Annotated in this window: 19 protein-coding genes, 1 tRNA gene and 1 other RNA gene; 15 read left to right on the top strand and 6 right to left on the bottom strand. The window is 67.5% G+C overall.

What is annotated here, in order from left to right; all coding sequences use genetic code 11:
- The first annotated feature begins 4 nt into the window (after nucleotides 1–4).
- The 8 genes from E3T28_RS14775 (at nucleotide 5) to E3T28_RS14740 (ending at nucleotide 4,738) form a co-directional block, all read left to right on the top strand.
- The gene (locus E3T28_RS14775; protein WP_134432709.1) at nucleotides 5–364 is read left to right on the top strand and encodes a P-loop NTPase family protein; all 360 of its coding nucleotides are present in this window, start codon (nucleotides 5–7) and stop codon (nucleotides 362–364) included.
- Nucleotides 361–1,218, top strand: a complete 858-nt coding sequence (locus E3T28_RS14770) for a type II secretion system F family protein (RefSeq protein ID WP_134432707.1) — start codon at nucleotides 361–363, stop codon at nucleotides 1,216–1,218. Before E3T28_RS14775 ends, E3T28_RS14770 begins: the two co-directional genes overlap by 4 nt.
- Complete coding sequence (locus E3T28_RS14765; protein ID WP_241979374.1) at nucleotides 1,206–2,153, top strand: type II secretion system F family protein; 948 nt, start codon at nucleotides 1,206–1,208, stop codon at nucleotides 2,151–2,153. Before E3T28_RS14770 ends, E3T28_RS14765 begins: the two co-directional genes overlap by 13 nt.
- Nucleotides 2,154–2,214: 61 nt before the next feature.
- Nucleotides 2,215–2,403 carry a hypothetical protein gene (locus E3T28_RS14760; protein WP_134432705.1) on the top strand — a complete coding sequence of 63 codons (189 nt, stop codon included), beginning with the start codon at nucleotides 2,215–2,217 and terminating at the stop codon, nucleotides 2,401–2,403.
- A 36-nt stretch (nucleotides 2,404–2,439) separates the two neighbouring features.
- The gene (locus E3T28_RS14755) at nucleotides 2,440–2,820 is read left to right on the top strand and encodes a TadE/TadG family type IV pilus assembly protein (protein ID WP_241979373.1); all 381 of its coding nucleotides are present in this window, start codon (nucleotides 2,440–2,442) and stop codon (nucleotides 2,818–2,820) included.
- Between the two features lie 61 nt (nucleotides 2,821–2,881).
- Complete coding sequence (locus tag E3T28_RS14750) at nucleotides 2,882–3,289, top strand: hypothetical protein (protein ID WP_241979372.1); 408 nt, start codon at nucleotides 2,882–2,884, stop codon at nucleotides 3,287–3,289.
- Between the two features lie 50 nt (nucleotides 3,290–3,339).
- Nucleotides 3,340–3,810, top strand: a complete 471-nt coding sequence (locus tag E3T28_RS14745) for a pilus assembly protein TadG-related protein (protein WP_241979371.1) — start codon at nucleotides 3,340–3,342, stop codon at nucleotides 3,808–3,810.
- A gap of 43 nt (nucleotides 3,811–3,853) precedes the next feature.
- Entirely contained in the window at nucleotides 3,854–4,738 is an 885-nt protein-coding gene (locus E3T28_RS14740) for an EamA family transporter (RefSeq protein ID WP_241979370.1), read from the top strand.
- A gap of 37 nt (nucleotides 4,739–4,775) precedes the next feature.
- Here E3T28_RS14740 and E3T28_RS14735 read toward each other — a convergent pair whose 3' ends face one another.
- The 3 genes from E3T28_RS14735 to E3T28_RS14725 all read right to left on the bottom strand — a co-directional run bounded on the left by E3T28_RS14735 (nucleotide 4,776) and on the right by E3T28_RS14725 (nucleotide 6,761).
- On the bottom strand, nucleotides 4,776–4,964 hold the full coding sequence (locus E3T28_RS14735; RefSeq protein WP_134432697.1) for a hypothetical protein: 189 nt from the start codon (nucleotides 4,962–4,964) through the stop codon (nucleotides 4,776–4,778).
- Nucleotides 4,965–4,966: 2 nt separating this feature from the next.
- Entirely contained in the window at nucleotides 4,967–5,422 is a 456-nt protein-coding gene (locus E3T28_RS14730; RefSeq protein WP_134432695.1) for a nitroreductase family deazaflavin-dependent oxidoreductase, read from the bottom strand.
- Nucleotides 5,423–5,495: 73 nt separating this feature from the next.
- Nucleotides 5,496–6,761 (bottom strand): MFS transporter, encoded by a 1,266-nt coding sequence (locus E3T28_RS14725; RefSeq protein ID WP_134432693.1) that lies wholly within the window; start codon nucleotides 6,759–6,761, stop codon nucleotides 5,496–5,498.
- A 104-nt stretch (nucleotides 6,762–6,865) separates the two neighbouring features.
- Between E3T28_RS14725 and prfB the strand changes: the two genes are divergently transcribed.
- The 6 genes from prfB to E3T28_RS14695 all read left to right on the top strand — a co-directional run bounded on the left by prfB (nucleotide 6,866) and on the right by E3T28_RS14695 (nucleotide 13,160).
- On the top strand, nucleotides 6,866–7,975 hold the full coding sequence (gene prfB / locus E3T28_RS14720) for a peptide chain release factor 2 (protein ID WP_134424968.1): 1,110 nt from the start codon (nucleotides 6,866–6,868) through the stop codon (nucleotides 7,973–7,975).
- Nucleotides 7,976–8,056: 81 nt separating this feature from the next.
- Entirely contained in the window at nucleotides 8,057–9,322 is a 1,266-nt protein-coding gene (ftsE, locus tag E3T28_RS14715) for a cell division ATP-binding protein FtsE (RefSeq protein ID WP_134432691.1), read from the top strand.
- Nucleotides 9,319–10,233 carry a permease-like cell division protein FtsX gene (ftsX, locus tag E3T28_RS14710; protein WP_134432689.1) on the top strand — a complete coding sequence of 305 codons (915 nt, stop codon included), beginning with the start codon at nucleotides 9,319–9,321 and terminating at the stop codon, nucleotides 10,231–10,233. The genes ftsE and ftsX overlap by 4 nt, the downstream gene beginning before the upstream one ends.
- 97 nt (nucleotides 10,234–10,330) lie before the next feature.
- Nucleotides 10,331–10,807, top strand: coding sequence for an SsrA-binding protein SmpB (smpB, locus tag E3T28_RS14705; protein ID WP_134432687.1), 477 nt, complete (start codon nucleotides 10,331–10,333; stop codon nucleotides 10,805–10,807).
- Nucleotides 10,808–10,956: 149 nt separating this feature from the next.
- Nucleotides 10,957–11,331: a transfer-messenger RNA gene (ssrA, locus tag E3T28_RS14700) on the top strand.
- Between the two features lie 104 nt (nucleotides 11,332–11,435).
- Nucleotides 11,436–13,160 carry a SulP family inorganic anion transporter gene (locus E3T28_RS14695; protein ID WP_134432685.1) on the top strand — a complete coding sequence of 575 codons (1,725 nt, stop codon included), beginning with the start codon at nucleotides 11,436–11,438 and terminating at the stop codon, nucleotides 13,158–13,160.
- A gap of 42 nt (nucleotides 13,161–13,202) precedes the next feature.
- On the opposite strand, the gene E3T28_RS14690 is transcribed toward E3T28_RS14695, so the two are convergent.
- The 3 genes from E3T28_RS14690 to hisN all read right to left on the bottom strand — a co-directional run bounded on the left by E3T28_RS14690 (nucleotide 13,203) and on the right by hisN (nucleotide 15,959).
- Entirely contained in the window at nucleotides 13,203–14,366 is a 1,164-nt protein-coding gene (locus tag E3T28_RS14690; RefSeq protein ID WP_134432683.1) for a globin domain-containing protein, read from the bottom strand.
- Between the two features lie 180 nt (nucleotides 14,367–14,546).
- Nucleotides 14,547–15,107, bottom strand: coding sequence for a hypothetical protein (locus E3T28_RS14685; protein ID WP_134432681.1), 561 nt, complete (start codon nucleotides 15,105–15,107; stop codon nucleotides 14,547–14,549).
- A 3-nt stretch (nucleotides 15,108–15,110) separates the two neighbouring features.
- On the bottom strand, nucleotides 15,111–15,959 hold the full coding sequence (hisN, locus tag E3T28_RS14680; RefSeq protein ID WP_134432801.1) for a histidinol-phosphatase: 849 nt from the start codon (nucleotides 15,957–15,959) through the stop codon (nucleotides 15,111–15,113).
- Nucleotides 15,960–16,088: 129 nt separating this feature from the next.
- Between hisN and E3T28_RS14675 the strand changes: the two genes are divergently transcribed.
- Nucleotides 16,089–16,164: transfer RNA gene (locus tag E3T28_RS14675), tRNA-Lys, on the top strand.
- The last annotated feature ends 472 nt before the right edge of the window (nucleotides 16,165–16,636 follow it).

Below are 16,636 nucleotides of genomic sequence, written 5' to 3'. Positions count from 1 at the left end.
TGTAATGTCCGGGCTGCCCGGAATGTGCTCGATCCACGCCAACAGTGCGCGGGATGCGCTCGGCAAGCTGTCGACCCTGCCGCTGCTGGCGGGCCGCAACATCGACTCCTCGTTCGTTCTGCCGACCGTGGCGGGCTGCATCGACATCGTCGTGCACTGCGAGATCGACCGGCACGGGCGGCGCCGGGTGACGGAGATCCTCGCGCCGAGCGGGCAGCTGTCGGGGGCGATGATCGAGGCGAGCCCGATCTTCCTCGCGCAGCGGGGCCTGCTCGAGCCGACCGGGGGCTACCCGACGAAGCTCGCCAAGTTCCACGCGGCGGGGCTCGATCCGGCCATCGTGCTGCGGGCCGGGGCCGCATGACTCTCGCACTCGGAGGACTGCTCGGTGCCGGGCTGCTCCTGCTCGCCGCTCCGTTCCTCTGGCCGCGCACCAGAGGCAGGACCCGGTCCCGCACAACGGGAAGACTGCGGGCGCACCTCGCCCAGGCCGGGCTCGGCAACCTTCCCCTGCCGGCCTTCGTTGCCCTCTCCCTGGTTCTGGGGCTGGCCGTGTCGGCGCTGACCCAGGCCCTCCTGGGCATCGCGGCCCTGTCGATCGGCACCGCGCTCGGTGGGCTGGCCCTGCCGACCCTGATGGTCACCTGGCGAGTGCGCGCCCGGCGGAGGGCGAACCGCGCCGTGTGGCCCGACGTCGTCGATCACCTTGTGTCGGCGGTGCGGTCGGGGCTCGCGCTGCCCGACAGCGTGGGCAGCCTGGCCGGCGCCGGCCCGCTGTCGACCCGGCCCGCCTTCGCCGAATTCGCCCGGGAGTACCAGGCGACCGGCAACTTCGGTTCCGCCGTCGACGGGCTCAAGGTGTCCCTCGCCGACCCGGTGGCCGACCGCATCCTGGAGACGCTTCGGATGGCCCGGGAAGTCGGTGGCAGCGACCTCACTGTCGTGCTGCGCAGCCTCTCCGCCTGGCTTCGCCAGGACGCCGCCATCCGCTCCGAGGTCGAGGCCCGCCAGTCCTGGATCGTCAACGCGGCGCGGCTGGGCGTGGCCGCACCATGGATCGTGCTGCTGCTCCTGGCCTCCCGGCCGGAAGCGGCGGTCGCCTACAACACCTCCGCCGGCGTGGTCGTGATCGTCGGCGGACTCGGGGTATCTGTGGTCGCCTACCGCCTGATGGTGGCGCTGGGGCGGCTGCCCGAGGAACGCCGGTGGTTCAAGTGAGCACCGCGCAGGCCTGGGCGCTGGTCTGCGGCACCGCGCTGGGCCTGGGGCTCTGGTCGCTCGCCAGCCTGGTGCCCCGGCTGAGCCGCCCGCGCCTCGCGCAGCGGCTGGCGCCGTACATCCTCGACGTATCGGCGGAGGCGCGGCTGTTCGTGGGGCGCACGACGGTGCATCCTCTGCCGGTGCTCGGCACCCTGTTCGCGCCCCTGTTCGGGGCCCTCCAACGCGCATTCGGCGCCGTTCTCGGCGGCACGGAGACGATCGAGCGGCGACTGCGACAGTCGGGGTCGGTCCGCAGCACCGACGAGTTCCGGTCGGAGCAAGTGGTTTGGGCGCTCGTGGGCCTGGCCGCCGGAGCCGGGGCGGTCGTGGCGCTGCCCGCGTTCCGGTCGCTGCCGCTGTTCGTGCAGCTCTGCCTGCCGGTGGTCACCGCGGCGGGTGGCGCGTTGGTCCGCGATTGGATGCTCAGCCGCACCGCTACGGCTCGGCTGGCGCGCATGCAGAGCGAATTTCCGACCGTGCTCGAGTTCATGACGCTGTCCTTGTCGGCGGGGGAGGGAATCCTGGACGGGCTCGCCCGGGTCTCGCGCACGAGCACGGGCGAGCTGTCGCGGGAGCTGGCGGGCGTGGTGGCGGATGTGCGCACGGGGGTGCCGCTCGCCGTAGCCCTGCAGTCGCTGTCACGCAGGATCGCTCTGCCCGCGGTGACCCGTCTGGTCGACCAGGTCACGGGTGCGCTCGACCGCGGCACCCCGCTCGCGGAGGTGCTGCGCGCCCAGGCGCAGGACGCTCGCGACGAGGCGAAGCGGGGGCTGATCGAGGTTGCAGGCAAGAAAGAGGTGGCCATGCTGGTGCCGCTCGTGTTCTTGATCCTGCCGATGACTATTTTGTTCGCGATCTTTCCCGGTCTGTTCATCCTGCAGAGCGGGTTCTGAACCACTGCCCTTTGCACCCATCGAGAGAACCACTGTCCCCACAAGAGAAAGTGAGCCCATCATGAAGACACTGCAGAGACGGTTGCGCGACCGGTGGGGCAATGCCGGGGGTGACGAACGCGGCGATGTGCCCGGTTGGGTGCTGATCACCTTGATGACGGCCGGGTTGGTCATGATCATCTGGGGTCTGGCCGGGCCTGCCCTGAGCGGCGTGTTCCAGCAGGCGATCGACCGGGTCAGCGGAATGTGACCGGCTGTGACGCGCACGCGGGGGAGCAAGGCCCGATTGCTCGGTGCTGAAGACGGTTCGGCGGCCGCCGAATTCGTGATGGTTGGGGCGCTGCTGACCGTGCTGACGCTCGGGGTCATGCAGCTGGGGCTGGCGCTGCTCGTGCGCAACACCGTTCTCGACGCCGCCGCCGAGGGCGCACGGTACGCCGCGCTCGCCGACAGTGGGCTGGGCGAGGGGGCGGCCCGCACCCGTGAGCTGATCACGATGTCGATCGGCTCGGCGTATGCGACCGATGTGGAGGCCAGCTACGCGGATTACGGCGGATTCCCGAGCGTGCAGGTGCGCGTCGTGGCGCCGCTGCCATTGCTGGCCCTGTTCGGCGTCGATCGCGGGCTGGAGGTGGTGGGGCATGCGGCCGCCGAGAACCTGCGGTAATCGCAACCAGCGTGGTCGTTGGCGTATGCGCGCGGTGCACAGCGAGCGGGGCTCGGCTTCTTTGGAGTTCATCACGGCCGGGCTGATACTGCTGGTGCCGCTCGTCTACCTGGTGTTGACGATGGCGACCCTGCAGGGCGGCGCCCTGGCCGTGGAGGGAGCGGCGCGCCAGGCTGCCCGCGTCTACGTACAGGCGCCCGATGAGGCCGCGGCGAAGGCCCGGGCCGATCGGGCCGTGCAATTCGGGCTCACGGACTATGGCATCGACCCGGCGGGCGCCCAGGTGGAGGTGGCCTGCGAGGACGGGGTGAACGGATGCCTGACCAGGCAGGGCACGGTCACGGTGACCGTGCGCATCCGGGTGGCCTTGCCGCTCCTGCCTGACCTACTCGCGTTGCGCGACTCGGCCAGCGTGCCTCTGCAGGCGCAGGCCACGCAGACGGTGTCGCGATTTTGGCGGGCCGGATGAACGGCGGTGGCGCGGGCTCGGCGGTCACGGGTGCGCTTGCTGGATCACGTGTGGCACGTTCACAGGGGCGGCTGCCGTTTCGGCCCGGCGACGAGGAGGGCTCGACGCTGATCCTGACGATCTTCTATGGTTTCCTGTCCCTGCTGTTGATCCTCGTCGTCGTGGCCGCGACCTCTCTCTACCTGGAGCGGAAACGTCTGCTGACCCTCGCGGACGGCGCAGCGCTCGCCGGGGCTGAAGCGTTCGACCTGGGCGCGATGGCCGTCACGGCCGACGGCTCGGGCGCGGGACTGCGACCTTCCCTGTCGTCTGTCGGCGTGCGGGCGGCCGCGGAGGAGTATCTCGCAGCCGCCCCGCACGGCCGGATGGAGGAAGTGACGGTGAACGGGGCGGCATCCGTTGACGGGGTCAGCGCCACGGTGTCGCTGAGCGCCTACTGGCGTCCGCCGGTGCTGGCCGTACTGCTGCTTTCCGGGGTGCCGCTGGAGGTCACGGCGGTGGCGCGGTCGGTGTTCCGCTAGCGTTGGCGAGACGCGCCTGCCCAGGCGCCGGGGGAGGAGAATCGTGACGGCCAAGCGCGACCGCCTCACCGGTGCCGGCGCTCAGGTCGTCACCGAGGTGAGCATCAACTTCGGCTCGTCATTGGCCGGACTGGCCATTCCGCTGGTCGGCTCGCCCGTCGTGGTGGCGGTGCGGCAGCTGGTGATGGCCGCGACTGTGCTGCCGTTCTATCGGCCGAAACTGGCCGGACTCAGCTGGCGGCGCCTGTGGCCTGCCCTGGCCCTCGGTGTCGTGCTCGCGGTGATGAACCTCACCTTCTACGAAGCCGTCGACCTGCTCGGTCTCGGCATCGCCGCCACGATCGAGTTCCTCGGGCCGTTCGCACTGGCGCTTGCCTCGTCGCGGCGCCTGCTCGACTTCGTCTACGCCACCGCCGCGGCGGGCGGAGTGTTCCTGCTGACCTGGTCTGACGGGGCGCTGAACGTGCTCGGAATTGTCTACGCCCTGACCGCGGCGGCGTCCTGGGCGGCGTACATTCTGCTGACCCGCAAGGTGGCGGTGTCGTTCCCCGGGCTCGAGGGCATCTCCGTGGCCAGCGTCGTGAGCCTGACGCTGCTGGTGCCGTTTGCGCTGCTCACAGTGGACTGGACCACCCTGAACTGGAGTGTGATCGGGCTGCTGCTGGCCATCGGCGTGCTTTCGTCGGCGTTCCCGTACACGCTGGACACCTACATCCTGCGGCGCATCACCCCGCGCCTCTACGCGATCATCACCAGCTTCGGCCCGGTGATCGCGGCCCTGTTCGGCGCGCTGGTGCTGGGGGAGACGTTCCTGTTGCAGCAGCAGATCGCCATCGTTGTGGTGTGCGTGGCGGCCGGCGCGGCAATCGCCAGCCAGCGCGATAAACCGAAGTCTGAACTCGAGATCATCGCGGGCGCGATTCCCTGATCGGGGCGTGATCCCGCGGCGCCCCGGCTCTGAGAACTCAGGTGACCATGACGCCCTGGTGCGCGGCGAGAACGGGTGCGAGGAGGCCGAGCCGGGCGTCGTCGATGGTGGCGCCGCACAGTCCTTCGAGGCCGTGGATGGCGCGGAGGACGCTGCCGTCGTCATCGCGCAGGCCGGCCAGCATGGTGCGGTCAAGCTGCGGTCCACGGGTCTTCGCGCGTGCCACCGCTAGGAGGCGGGGGCTGTGGCGGCAACGGGTTCAAGCACGAACACCGGGATGACCCGGTCGGTCTTCCTCTCGTAGTCGCCGTAGTCGGGGAATGCGGCCACGGCCCGTTCCCACCACGTGGCGCGCTCGGTGCCGGTGACCTCGCGCGCCAGCATGTCCTGGCGAACCGGGCCATCCTGCAGCTCTACGAAGGGGTGGGCCGCCACATTGCCGTACCAAACGGGGTTCCTCGGGCTGCCGCCGAGGGAGGCGATCGCGGCGTAGACACCGTCATGCTCGACGCGCATCAGTGGGGTTTTGCGCAACTTGCCCGACTTGGCCCCACGGGTGGTCAACACGATGACGGGCATCCCACGGAGGGTGGTGCCCTCCGTTCCGCCGGAACGTTCATAGAGATCGACCTGGTCGCGCACCCACTTCTGGGTGCCGGGCTCGTATTCTCCGATGAGAGGCATGGAACCATACAACGCCCACGGTCGGACGCCTATTCCCCGGATTCAGTGCGGGCGGTACCGAGCCGACTCAGGGTTACAGGCGCGGGCGGCGGGGCGCGTAACGGGGAATGTAGCGGCCCAGGATCACGGCGCCGAACAGGCCGAACACACCCATCACGCCGCTGGCGATCGAGATGGTGGCGACCGCGGTCAGGCCGGCCACGGCCAGCGGAGCGACCGCGCCACCCAGGTCGGCGGTGAAGCGCCACGCACCCAGGAACGGGGCAGGGCTGGTGTTCTTCGGGGCCAGGTCTGCGCCGAGCGTCATCAGGAGGCCGCTGCCGATGCCATTGGCGAGGGACAGGATCATGGCCACGGCGATGAACCACGCCACGTTGCTGGGCTGGTCGTGTGTGAACGCCAGGATGAGATGCCCGGCACCCAGGCCGATCATCGATGGGATGGCGGTCCACATCCGGCCGAAGCGGTCCATGACCTGGCCACTGACGTAAAAGAGGGCGAAGTCGACAGCGCCGGCGATGCCGATGATCAGCGCGATGTCGGGCACGCTGATGCCGATGCTGACCGCCCAGAGCGGGAGCAGCACCGTGCGGGAGGCGCGCATCGCCCCGATCAGGCCCGCGCCCGTGCCGAGGCGCAGCAGCACCGCCCGGTAGCCCCAGATGGTGCGGAACAGGCCCTGGGATTCCTCGGCCGCGAGCTCCCGGCCGGCCGGAACGACGGAGCCGTCGGGCGCCTTCACCAGTTGCGGGCCTCCGAAGGTGCTCTCGGGATCGGGCAGCAGCAGCAGCATCGCGGCCGCGCCAAGGCAGCAGACCACGAACACCCAGAACACCGACTCGGTGCTGCCGGTGAGGCTGAGCAGGGCGGCTGCGATGAACGGGCCGATGAACCAGCCGGCGCGGAAGATGCCGCCGAGGGTCGAGAGCGCACGGGCCCGGTAGGCGAGTGGCACGTAGCTGGTCATGAAAGCGTGCCGGGCCAGGGCGAACACTGCAGTGGCCAATCCGATCAAGAAGATTCCGATGCCCAGCACGAGGGGGTTGGTGGCGACGATGCAGATCAGCACGGCGATGATCGCGAGCAGGGATGCCCAGATCATGGCGTTGCGCTCGCCGATGCGGGAAACTACCCAGCCGCTGGGGATATCCCCGGCCAGTTCGCCCACCATGATCATGGCGGCGATGAACCCGGCTATCGCGAGCGTGGCTCCGAGATCATTGGCCACGATCGGGATCAGCGGGATGATCGCACCCTCCCCGATCGAGAACAGGAGGGTCGGCAAGAACGCGGCGAGTGCGACTGAGCGCATTTGGAACGGACGCTCGGCGTTACTCATGGCTCCTCGATGCTATCCCCGGCCGGGCACAACGACCGTCCGGATGCTCAGCGGGCCCGAGAACGGATGCGGTGACGGGGCGGCCCGGTAGGCTGGGGTCCGACATGATTGAGCTGGAATTCTCGGAGCAGATCGCCGCACTGCGGGCCACGTTTGACGACATCCGGTCGGTGATCGATATCGATCGACTCCGCACCGATATCGCCGACCTGAATGAACAGGCCGGTGCGCCCGACCTGTGGGATGACTCCGACCATGCGCAGAAGGTGACCAGCGAGCTGAGCCACCGCCAGTCGGAGCTGGCCCGCATCGTGAGCATCGAGTCTCGCCTCGACGACCTCGAGGTACTGGTGGAGCTTGCCAACGCCGAGGGTGACCAGGAATCGGCCGACGAGGCCACCGCGGAACTCGCGAGCATCACGAAGGTGCTCGGCGACCTCGAGGTGCACACGCTGCTGAACGGCGAATTCGATGTGCGCCCGGCGGTCATCACCATCCGTTCCGGCGCCGGCGGCGTCGATGCGGCCGACTTCGCCGAGATGCTGCTGCGCATGTACCTGCGCTGGGCCGAGCAGCACAACTATCCCGTGCAGGTGCTCGACGTGGGCTACGCCGAAGAGGCCGGCATCAAGAGCGCGACCATCCAGGTGGATGCGCCGTACGCCTTCGGCACGTTGAGCGTCGAGGCCGGCACCCACCGCCTCGTGCGGATGAGCCCGTTCAACTCCGCCGGCAAGCGCCAGACCTCCTTCGCCGCCGTCGAGGTGGTGCCGTTGATCGAGCAGACCGAGTCGATCGAGGTGCCCGAGAACGATATCCGCGTCGACGTCTTCCGCTCCAGCGGCCCCGGCGGCCAGTCCGTGAACACCACCGACTCCGCCGTGCGCATCACCCACCTGCCCACGGGCACAGTCGTGAGTTGCCAGAACGAGAAGAGCCAGATCCAGAACAGGGCCGCCGCCATGCGCGTGCTGCAGTCCCGGCTCCTGCTGTTGCAGCGCGAACAGGAAGCCGCCACCAAAAAGGAATTGGCCGGGGTCATCACGGCCAGCTGGGGCGACCAGATGCGCAGCTACGTGCTCGCGCCTTACCAGATGGTCAAGGACCTGCGCACCAACTACGAGGTCAACAATCCCAGCCAGGTGTTCGACGGCGACCTCGACGGTTTCATCGCCGCGGGCATCCGCTGGCGCAAGCAGGCACCGCAGGATTAGAGCCTCGATCTGCGACTCCTATCGCCGGTTCGGTATGTCGGAGTAGGAATTATCAGGATGCCTGCTTAGGCTCAAGGGGCCATGATTCGTTTTGACACCATCACCAAGAAGTATCCGGGAACGAACCGACCGGCATTGGACGCCATCAGCGTCGAGGTGCTGCGCGGAGAGTTCGTCTTTCTGGTCGGTGCTTCCGGCTCGGGGAAATCGACCTGCCTCCGCCTCGTGCTGAAGGAAGATCGGCCCACCAGCGGCAGCATTCACGTGCTCGGACAGGACCTGCGGTCGATCTCCAACCGCAAAGTGCCGTACTTCCGCCGCAACATGGGGGTCGTCTTTCAGGACTTTCGCCTGCTGCCGAACAAGAGCGTCTTCGACAACGTCGCCTTCAGCCTGCAGGTGATCGGCAAATCGCGCGGGTTCATCCAGGAAGCCGTGCCCGACACCCTCGAGATGGTCGGATTGGCCGAGAAGGCCCAGCGGCTGCCCCACGAACTCTCCGGCGGTGAGCAGCAGCGCGTGGCCATCGCGCGCGCCATCGTCAACAAGCCGCAGATCCTGCTGGCCGACGAGCCCACCGGAAACCTCGACCCCACCACCAGCGCCGGCATCATGGCACTGCTCGAGCGCATCAACGCCGGCGGCACCACCGTGATCATGGCCACCCACGAGGCCGGCATCGTCGACCAGATGCAGCGCCGCGTGATCGAACTCGTCGGCGGCCGGATCGTGCGCGACGAGCGCCAGGGCGGCTACGCCACCGCGGCCATCCCGACCACCACGGCCGGCACCGGCCGTCGCTCGGCCCCGTCGGCGCCCAGCGGAACGTCAGGCATCGCGCGTCCGGCTGCGGCCCCGGCCCCGGCATCGGCGTTCGCCCCGGCTGCGGACGTGCCCGCTTCCGAGGTTCTGCCCGTCGAGCACCCGCCCCTGACCTTCCCCGCGGTGCCCGTGCGCGCCTCTGTGCCGGTTGCAGTGCCGGTCGAGGCGCCCGCCGCAGTGCCGGTTGCAGTGCCGGTCGAGGAGCCCACCGCAGTGCCGGTCGAGGAGCCCGCCGCAGCATCGTTCTCAGCCGCGGAGAGCCCGGCCGAGCTGCTGCCCCGTGACGACGGATCGCTCCGGGAAGCGAATGCGGAAGCGGACGCGCAAGCAGAAGCAGAAGCAGAAACGGATGCCGTCGACGGCGCTCCCACGACCGACCTCAGCCGGGCCATGACCCGGCCGGCCCTTCCGATCACCCACCACGACGTGCCGGAACAGCTGACCCTGGCCGAGAAGCTCGGGCTGCGTGCGCCGGGCGAGAAACCGGACCAGACCGGCGAACAGAATGTAGGGCCCACCCGATGAGACTCGGACTCGTGCTCTCCGAAGCCGCCAACGGCCTGCGCCGCAACGCCTCCATGGTCGTCTCCGTGGTGCTCGTGACCTTCATCTCGCTGACCTTCGTCGGCGCCGCGATTTTGATGCAGATGCAGATCGGCCAGATGAAGAACTTCTGGTACGACCGTGCCCAGGTGGGCATCTACATGTGCACCGCCATCTCCTCGGGGGAAACGTGCACGGCCGGTGAGGCCACGCCCGAACAGATCGACACGGTCAAGGCGCAGCTCGAATCGCCCACCCTGTCCCCGTTCATCGACAAGTACTACTTCGAGACCCACGACCAGGCCTTCGAGAACTTCAAGAAGCAGTTCGCCGACAACCCGGTTGTCGACTACGTCACCGCGGACCAGCTGAACGAGACCTTCTGGGTCAACCTCGACGACCCCTCACAGTCGGATGTGCTCGTGGAAGGCCTGTCCGGCATCGCCGGAGTGGAGAACGTCGCGGACCAACGCAAGTACCTGGACCAGATCTTCTCCGTGCTCAACGTGGCCAGTTACACCGCGATCGGCATCGCCGCCCTGATGCTCGTGGCGGCGGCGCTGTTGATTGCCACGACCATCCGTCTGTCCGCGTTCTCCAGGCGGCGCGAGCTGGGCATCATGAGGCTGGTCGGGGCATCCAACCGGTTCATTCAAACGCCCTTCATCCTGGAGGGCGTGTTCGCGGCCCTGTTGGGATCGCTGTTGGCGGGAGGTGCCGTGCTCGGCCTCGTGTACTGGTTCGTGCAGGGCTACCTGGGCGCCCGACTCACCAACTTCTCGCTCGTCGGCATGCAAGACGCCCTGGTGGTGGTTCCGATCCTGTTAGTCGTCGGCGCGGTGCTGGCGGCGTTTTCCGCGCAATTCGCCATCACGCGCTATCTGAAGGTCTGACCTACCCTCACCCAGTCCCCTCACCCGCCCCAGTGCGCGCTAGACTGATGGGCTGGTCGGCACCGCGTCGAACCCACACCGAGTTGAGGAGCATGCCGTGCCCAGGGAAATTGGCGAGAAGGTCGTTTCGACCAATCGCAAGGCACGCCACGACTACCTCATCGAGGAGACGTACGAGGCCGGAATGGTGCTCAGCGGCACCGAGGTGAAATCACTCCGGGCCGGCCGGGCCTCGCTCGTGGACGGCTACGCCTTCATCGAGAACGGCGAGATCTGGCTCGACGCCGTGCATATCCAGGAGTACGTCGCCGGCACGTGGACGAACCACCCGCCGCGGCGCAAGCGCAAACTGCTGATGCACAAGCAGGAGATCATCAAGATCAGCCACAAGACCAAAGAGGGCGGCTACACGCTCGTTCCGCTGAGGCTCTATTTCAAGAACGGCAACGCCAAGGTGGAGATCGCGGTCGCCAAGGGCAAGAAAGAGTACGACAAGCGCCAGACGTTGCGCGAGCGTCAAGACAAGCGCGAGTCCGACCGGGCCATCTCCGCCCGTAATAACCTGGGCGACTAGCCATCCGCCCCTGCGTGTTGTAAGCTAAAGGGCTGTACGAAACGGTCGATCTGATCGGGATGTGCAGAACTCGATGCAGCAGATTGACAATTCAACAGCGTGTGACAGTAACCCACTCGAATGCCGGCATGCCGGCAGTGAGTGCACAGGGGGATGATCGGTTTCGACATTGCCTGCGCAATTATGAGAAGCGGGTCGAGGATGCAGGGTTATCTCGTAAACGATCTCTGCAAAACAATAAGTGCCAAATCAAACCGCACTGACTTCGCCCTCGCTGCCTAAGCGAGCGCACTAAGAAGTCCGCCAGACCGGGAATGCTCTCTACCCGGATCCTGACGTCATTTAGAGAGATTGCTCCTACTCTGAGCCGCGGGGTGTAGGGGGACTTAAACGAGGGCTGGGCTCGTCGGATCAGATGCCAGTGGCAAGTTCCGGGGCCGAGTAGAACGATTTCACTGGATACACCCGTAGAAGGCATATGACCACAGCAGTGGACCGGGGTTCAATTCCCCGCATCTCCACCATCGGTTGCTGTCACACGTTGACGAGCGGCAAGGCCCGAACCCTCACGGGGGTTCGGGCCTTTTTGCGCGTGGTTATGGGGGAAGATGGGGCCGGGAGGAACTGCATGGCGGCTGCGTGGGTGAGGAAATGGGTGCCGGGCGTCGACACCGCACTCAACTACCGGCGCGCGTGGCTGCTCCCCGACTTGAGGGCAGGTCTCGTGCTCACCGCCCTGCTCATCCCGGTGGGTATCGGCTATGCCGAGGTGGCGGGCCTCCCACCGGAGACGGGCCTGTACGCCACGATCATTCCCCTCGCGGCCTACGCCGTGTTCGGGCCGTCGCGGGTGCTGGTGCTCGGTCCCGACTCGGCCCTGGCGCCGATCATCGCGGCCGTGATCCTACCGCTCGCACTCGGCGACGACGACCGCGCCGTGGCCCTGGCCGGGCTGCTCGCGATCATGGTCGGCCTGATACTCCTGCTGGGTGGACTCCTGCGTCTCGGGTTCGTGACCGACCTGCTCTCCAAGCCCATCCGGGTCGGCTACCTGAACGCCCTGGGACTGCTGGTGATCGTTTCCCAGCTGCCGGCGCTGCTCGGGTTCTCGATCGAGTCGGGTCCACTGATCGCCGACGTGATCGCCATCGGAAGCGGCATCGCCGGGGGAGAGGTCAACCCCACCGCGTTGCTTTTCGGCCTCGGATCGCTGTTCATCATTGTCGGTCTGTCCTGGGGCAAGTCGAAAATTCCCGGTGTTCTCGTGGCCGTTGTGCTGGCGACCGTGCTGACCGCCGTGCTGGGGCTCCAGAACACCATTCCCGTCGTCGGCGCGATGCCGCAGGGCCTGCCCTCGCCGGCGCTCGGCGGTCTGGTCTGGGCGGATGTTGCGGCACTGGCGCTACCCGCCCTCGGCGTCGCCCTGATTGCGTTCGCCGACACCGCCGTGCTGTCGCGCACGTTCGCCGCGCGCCGGGGCGAGAATGTCGACGGTAGCCAGGAGATGGCGGCGATCGGCCTGTCGAACATCGCGGGCGGCCTGTCCGGCGGCTTCGCCATCTCGGCGTCGTCGTCGCGCACGCCCGTCGCGGAGAGCGCGGGCTCGCGCACGCAGCTCACCGGGGTCGTCGGGGCCATGTTGATCGTGGTGTTCATGCTGCTCGCACCCGGCCTCACCGACTTCCTGCCGTCGGCGAGCATCGCCGCAGTCGTCATCGTCGCCGCGGCGGGGCTGATCGACATGAATGGCCTCATCGCTCTCGTGCGGATGAACAAGGTGGATGCCGCGCTATCGATCGCGTCGATCCTCGGCGTTCTGGTGGTGGGCGTGATCGAGGGCATCGGGGTGGCGATCGCGCTCTCGCTCGGAGCATTCGTGAGCCACGCCTGGCGACCGTACCGGGCTGAGCTCGGACGCATCCATGGGCAGCGCGGGTACCACGACCTGTCCCGGCACCCCGAGGGTGAGCGGTTGCCCGGCATCGTCATCGTGCGCTTCGACGCACCGCTGTTCTTCGCCAACGGCGGGATCTTCGACGACTACGTGCGTCGCGTCGTCACCGAGGCAGGCAGCGGCGTGCGCACGGTCATCCTGGCGGCCGAGCCGATCACCGACATCGACACGACCGCCCTGGAAGAGCTGCTCGAGCTCGACGATTTCCTCGCGTCACGCGGGGTCACTCTGATCTTCGCCGAGATGAAGGGTCCGGTGAAGGACCACCTGCGCGACTACGGCCTCAGCCGACGGTTCCCGCCGGAGCGGTTCGCGGACACCGTCGGCGAGGCGGTCGACGAGGCCACCGGAACCCTGCGTGGGGACCTCGAGGGCACCGAATGGGACAGCGAACCCTGAGGCCCCGCCGACGCTTTACGTGGGTCGGGTACTGCGCTTGGGTCAGACGCCGGCGAGCCAGAGGTCAGGGCCGAAGATCTCGTAGTGGATGCGGTCGGCTGGCACGCCGGACTCCAGCGCCTGTGAGCGGAGGCTGCGCATGAACGGGAGCGGACCGCAGAGGTAGACCGAGGCATCCTCGGGGATCGTCACATTCTCCAGAGTCATGAAGCCCTCGTGGTGGCCCTCGCTCGGGATTTCCAGCCAGAGTTCCAGCTCGGCGGCTTCGAGCAGTGCGATGTCTTCGCTCATCTGGTCGCGCAGTGCCCAGCGCTCGAGGTTGCTCTCCGCGTGCAGAACGAGTACCTCGCGCTTCGAGCCTGAGTCGACCAAGGAGCGCAGGATCGACGCACTGGGCGTGCAGCCGATTCCGGCCGAGGCCAGGATCAGCGGGCCGGTGCCCTGATCGAGGGTGATGTCGCCGCAGGGCACCGAGAGGATGAGCGTGTCACCGACCTGAACGTCACGGTGCAGCACGGGGGAGACCTCGCCGTCGGCGTCGAGCTTGGTGGTGAAGACGCGGGTCGTTGCCGTGCCGGCCGACAGCGAGTACTGGCGTACCTGGCGGATGCCGTCGGGCATGGTGGCCGTGACACTGACGTACTGGCCCGGCAGGGCGGGCGTCACGGGGGTGTCGTCGGCCGGCTCGAGGGTGAACGTGACGGCGTCGGTGCCGGCTACTTCCTTCTTCACGACGGTCCAGGGGGCGAGCGGCTTGTCGCTGGCGAGGCCGGCGTAAAGGCCCTTCTCCATCTTGATCAGGGCGTGGGCCATCAGCCAGTAGACCTCGGTCCAGGCGCCGGCGATCTCGGCCGTGATGACGTCGCTGAGCTCTTCGGCGATGGCCTCGAAGAGGTACTTGTAGACGATGTCGTACTGCTCGGGCTGGATATCGAGGGAGATGTGCTTGTGGGCGATGCGGGAGAGCATGGCCTCCGGGGTGGTGTCGGGGTTCTGCACCAGGTAGGTCGCGAAGACGGCGATGCTGCCGGCCAGGGCCTGCTGCTGTGAGCCGTTCTTTTGGTTGGAACGGCTGAACAGACCGTCGAACAGTTCGGGGTGAGCGGTCAGCATCCGGCTGTAGAAGTTCTTCGCTATCTCGGGCATGCGCTCGCCTACCAGGGGCAGAGTCGCTTCGATCAGGGGTGTTGACTGGGTGGATAGCATACTGACTCCAAGCAATTGAGGGATTACCTCAAAAGTATCATTTCAAATGCTGAATAACTGGTCCGGGCCTATTACCCCTGATCGGCGCGGCGCGGCGGCGTAGGTGCCTGCGCGGGGTTGCCAACTCACACTCGGGGGCGTCGCCAGGAATATTAGGGCCCGCAGCGAGACGACCGCAGGTCAACGTGCCGCGCCGGCCAGGGTGCCGGTCAGGGCGCCGGCCGGATCGGTGATCAGGCAGGACACCTCGCGGCCGCCAGGGGCGGTCCGGTCGTCGAGGTCGTTCAGGTCATCGACTCCGGCCCAGCTCTGCTCCGTCGGGGTGAGGTAGGCGAAGTCCAGGCTCGACACCCGATACTCGAGCAGCACGAACTCCGCGAACCGCGACCCGCAGCCGGATTCCGCTGCCGCGGTCACGGCGTTGTCGCCGGGGAAGGTTTCTCCTGCGACGGGGAACCGGGCGTACACCTCGAACTCGTGCCGCTCGCTGCAGGGCACGAGTGGAAGGGCCGAGGCGTTCACGTCCAGCCCCTCCACGACTTCGCGTAGGCAGTCTCCGACACGAAGATCGGTCACCTCGGTGACCTCCCCGAGAGCGGATGCCGGCACGGAGGCCACGCTGCGGACGGGGGTCGGCAGCATGTCGCCGATCACGCTGCAACCGGTGAGGCTGCCGGTCAGGACGCAGGCCGCCGCGATCAGCAGGGGCAGGTTTCCGGGGTGCGTGCGCGGCGGGATCATCGGTTAGCGGGCCGACGTGTTCGGGGACGCGGGGGCATCCGTTCTGGTGGTTGTGGTGCCGAGAGCCAGCAGTGTCGGCTCGTGCAGCAGACCGTTGGTGGCCAGCGCGCTGCCGTGCCAGGGACCGGGCCGGCCGTCGGCGGAGGTGAACCGGCCGCCGGCCTCCTGCACGATGGGAGCAAGGGCCGCCATGTCGTAGGGTTGCAAATCGTATTCTGCGACGATGTCGAGGACACCCTCGGCCAGAAGCATGTACGACCACATGTCGCCGTAAGCGCGGGTGCGCCAGACCTGGCGGGACAGCCTGACCAGTTCGTCGAGGTGCCCGGTCTGGTCCCACTGCTGGATGCTGTTGTAGCTGAGTGAGGCGTCGGCCAACTCGGCCACGCCGGAGACCCGCAGCCGCACGGGGCCGGCTCCGGGGGTGCGTTCGTCGGTCATCCAGGCGCCGCCGCCGGTGCGCGCCCACCAGCGCCTGCCGAGAGCTGGGGAGCTGACCATGCCCACCACGGGAACGTTATCGACGGCCAGGGCGATGAGGGTGCCCCAGATCGGGATGCCGCGCAGGAAACCGGCCGTGCCGTCGATCGGGTCGATGATCCACTGCCGCTCGCTGGAGCCCTCGGTGCCGAATTCCTCGCCGAGGATGCCGTCGGTCGGACGCCGCACGGACAGTGCGTCACGGATGGCGCGCTCCACGGCCTGGTCGGCATCCGTCACCGGGGTGCGGTCGGGTTTGGTCGTGACAACGAGGTCCATCGCGGTGAACCGGTCGCGCGAGATCGCATCGGCCAGATCGGCGAGCTCGGTTGCGAGCAGGAGGTCGTCATCGAGGGCGTAGTTCTGGGGCATGGTCACAGACCAAGACTAGTTATTTTGGCGCGACTCACCGGTTTGCGGTTCGATTGGCGCCCGGAGCAATAGGGCTGTTAGTATCTAGAGTCGGTTCGGGTCGCCCCGGGTCGGAGAGTAACGGAATATGCACCTCTAGCTCAATTGGCAGAGCAACTGACTCTTAATCAGTGGGTTCCCGGTTCAAGTCCGGGGGGGTGCACCAACAGATCCCCTTCATCAGGTTTCCACCGGATGGAGGGGTTTTTTCGTCCCGACGCGGTGGTCTGGAATGTCGGTGGTCGAGCTCGCCTCGGTGGTCGAGCCCAACCGGTGGTCGAGCCTGTCGAGACCCGGCGACCCAACCTTCGAATGCTCCCGCCCGGCCGACCTGCCCCCTCGTGGCGCTCCTCACGGAAGCAGGCGCACGTTAGATGATCCGCCGCGAGCTGCAACCTGCGCCGCGGAACCGCCCCCGGCCCCCCCGGGTGGGCCGTCGAGCCAACGCCACAGTCCGTAGAAGAAAACTACGAAAATACTTCGCCACAACATGACATACTCTCGACTACGTGTGCCCATTAAGGTATCCTTGGAACATGATGAACCTCGCGGAAGACCTCAGGCAGGCGGCCGAGGCTGTGGCCCTGTTGGGCTCCTCGAGTACGGACTATGAGGCTCTGCCCGATGCCGCCCTGTTG

The sequence above is a fragment of the Cryobacterium sinapicolor genome, from assembly GCF_004403465.1.
Classification (GTDB): Bacteria; Actinomycetota; Actinomycetes; order Actinomycetales; family Microbacteriaceae; genus Cryobacterium; species Cryobacterium sinapicolor.
This window is presented reverse-complemented; position numbering and strand designations above follow the sequence as displayed.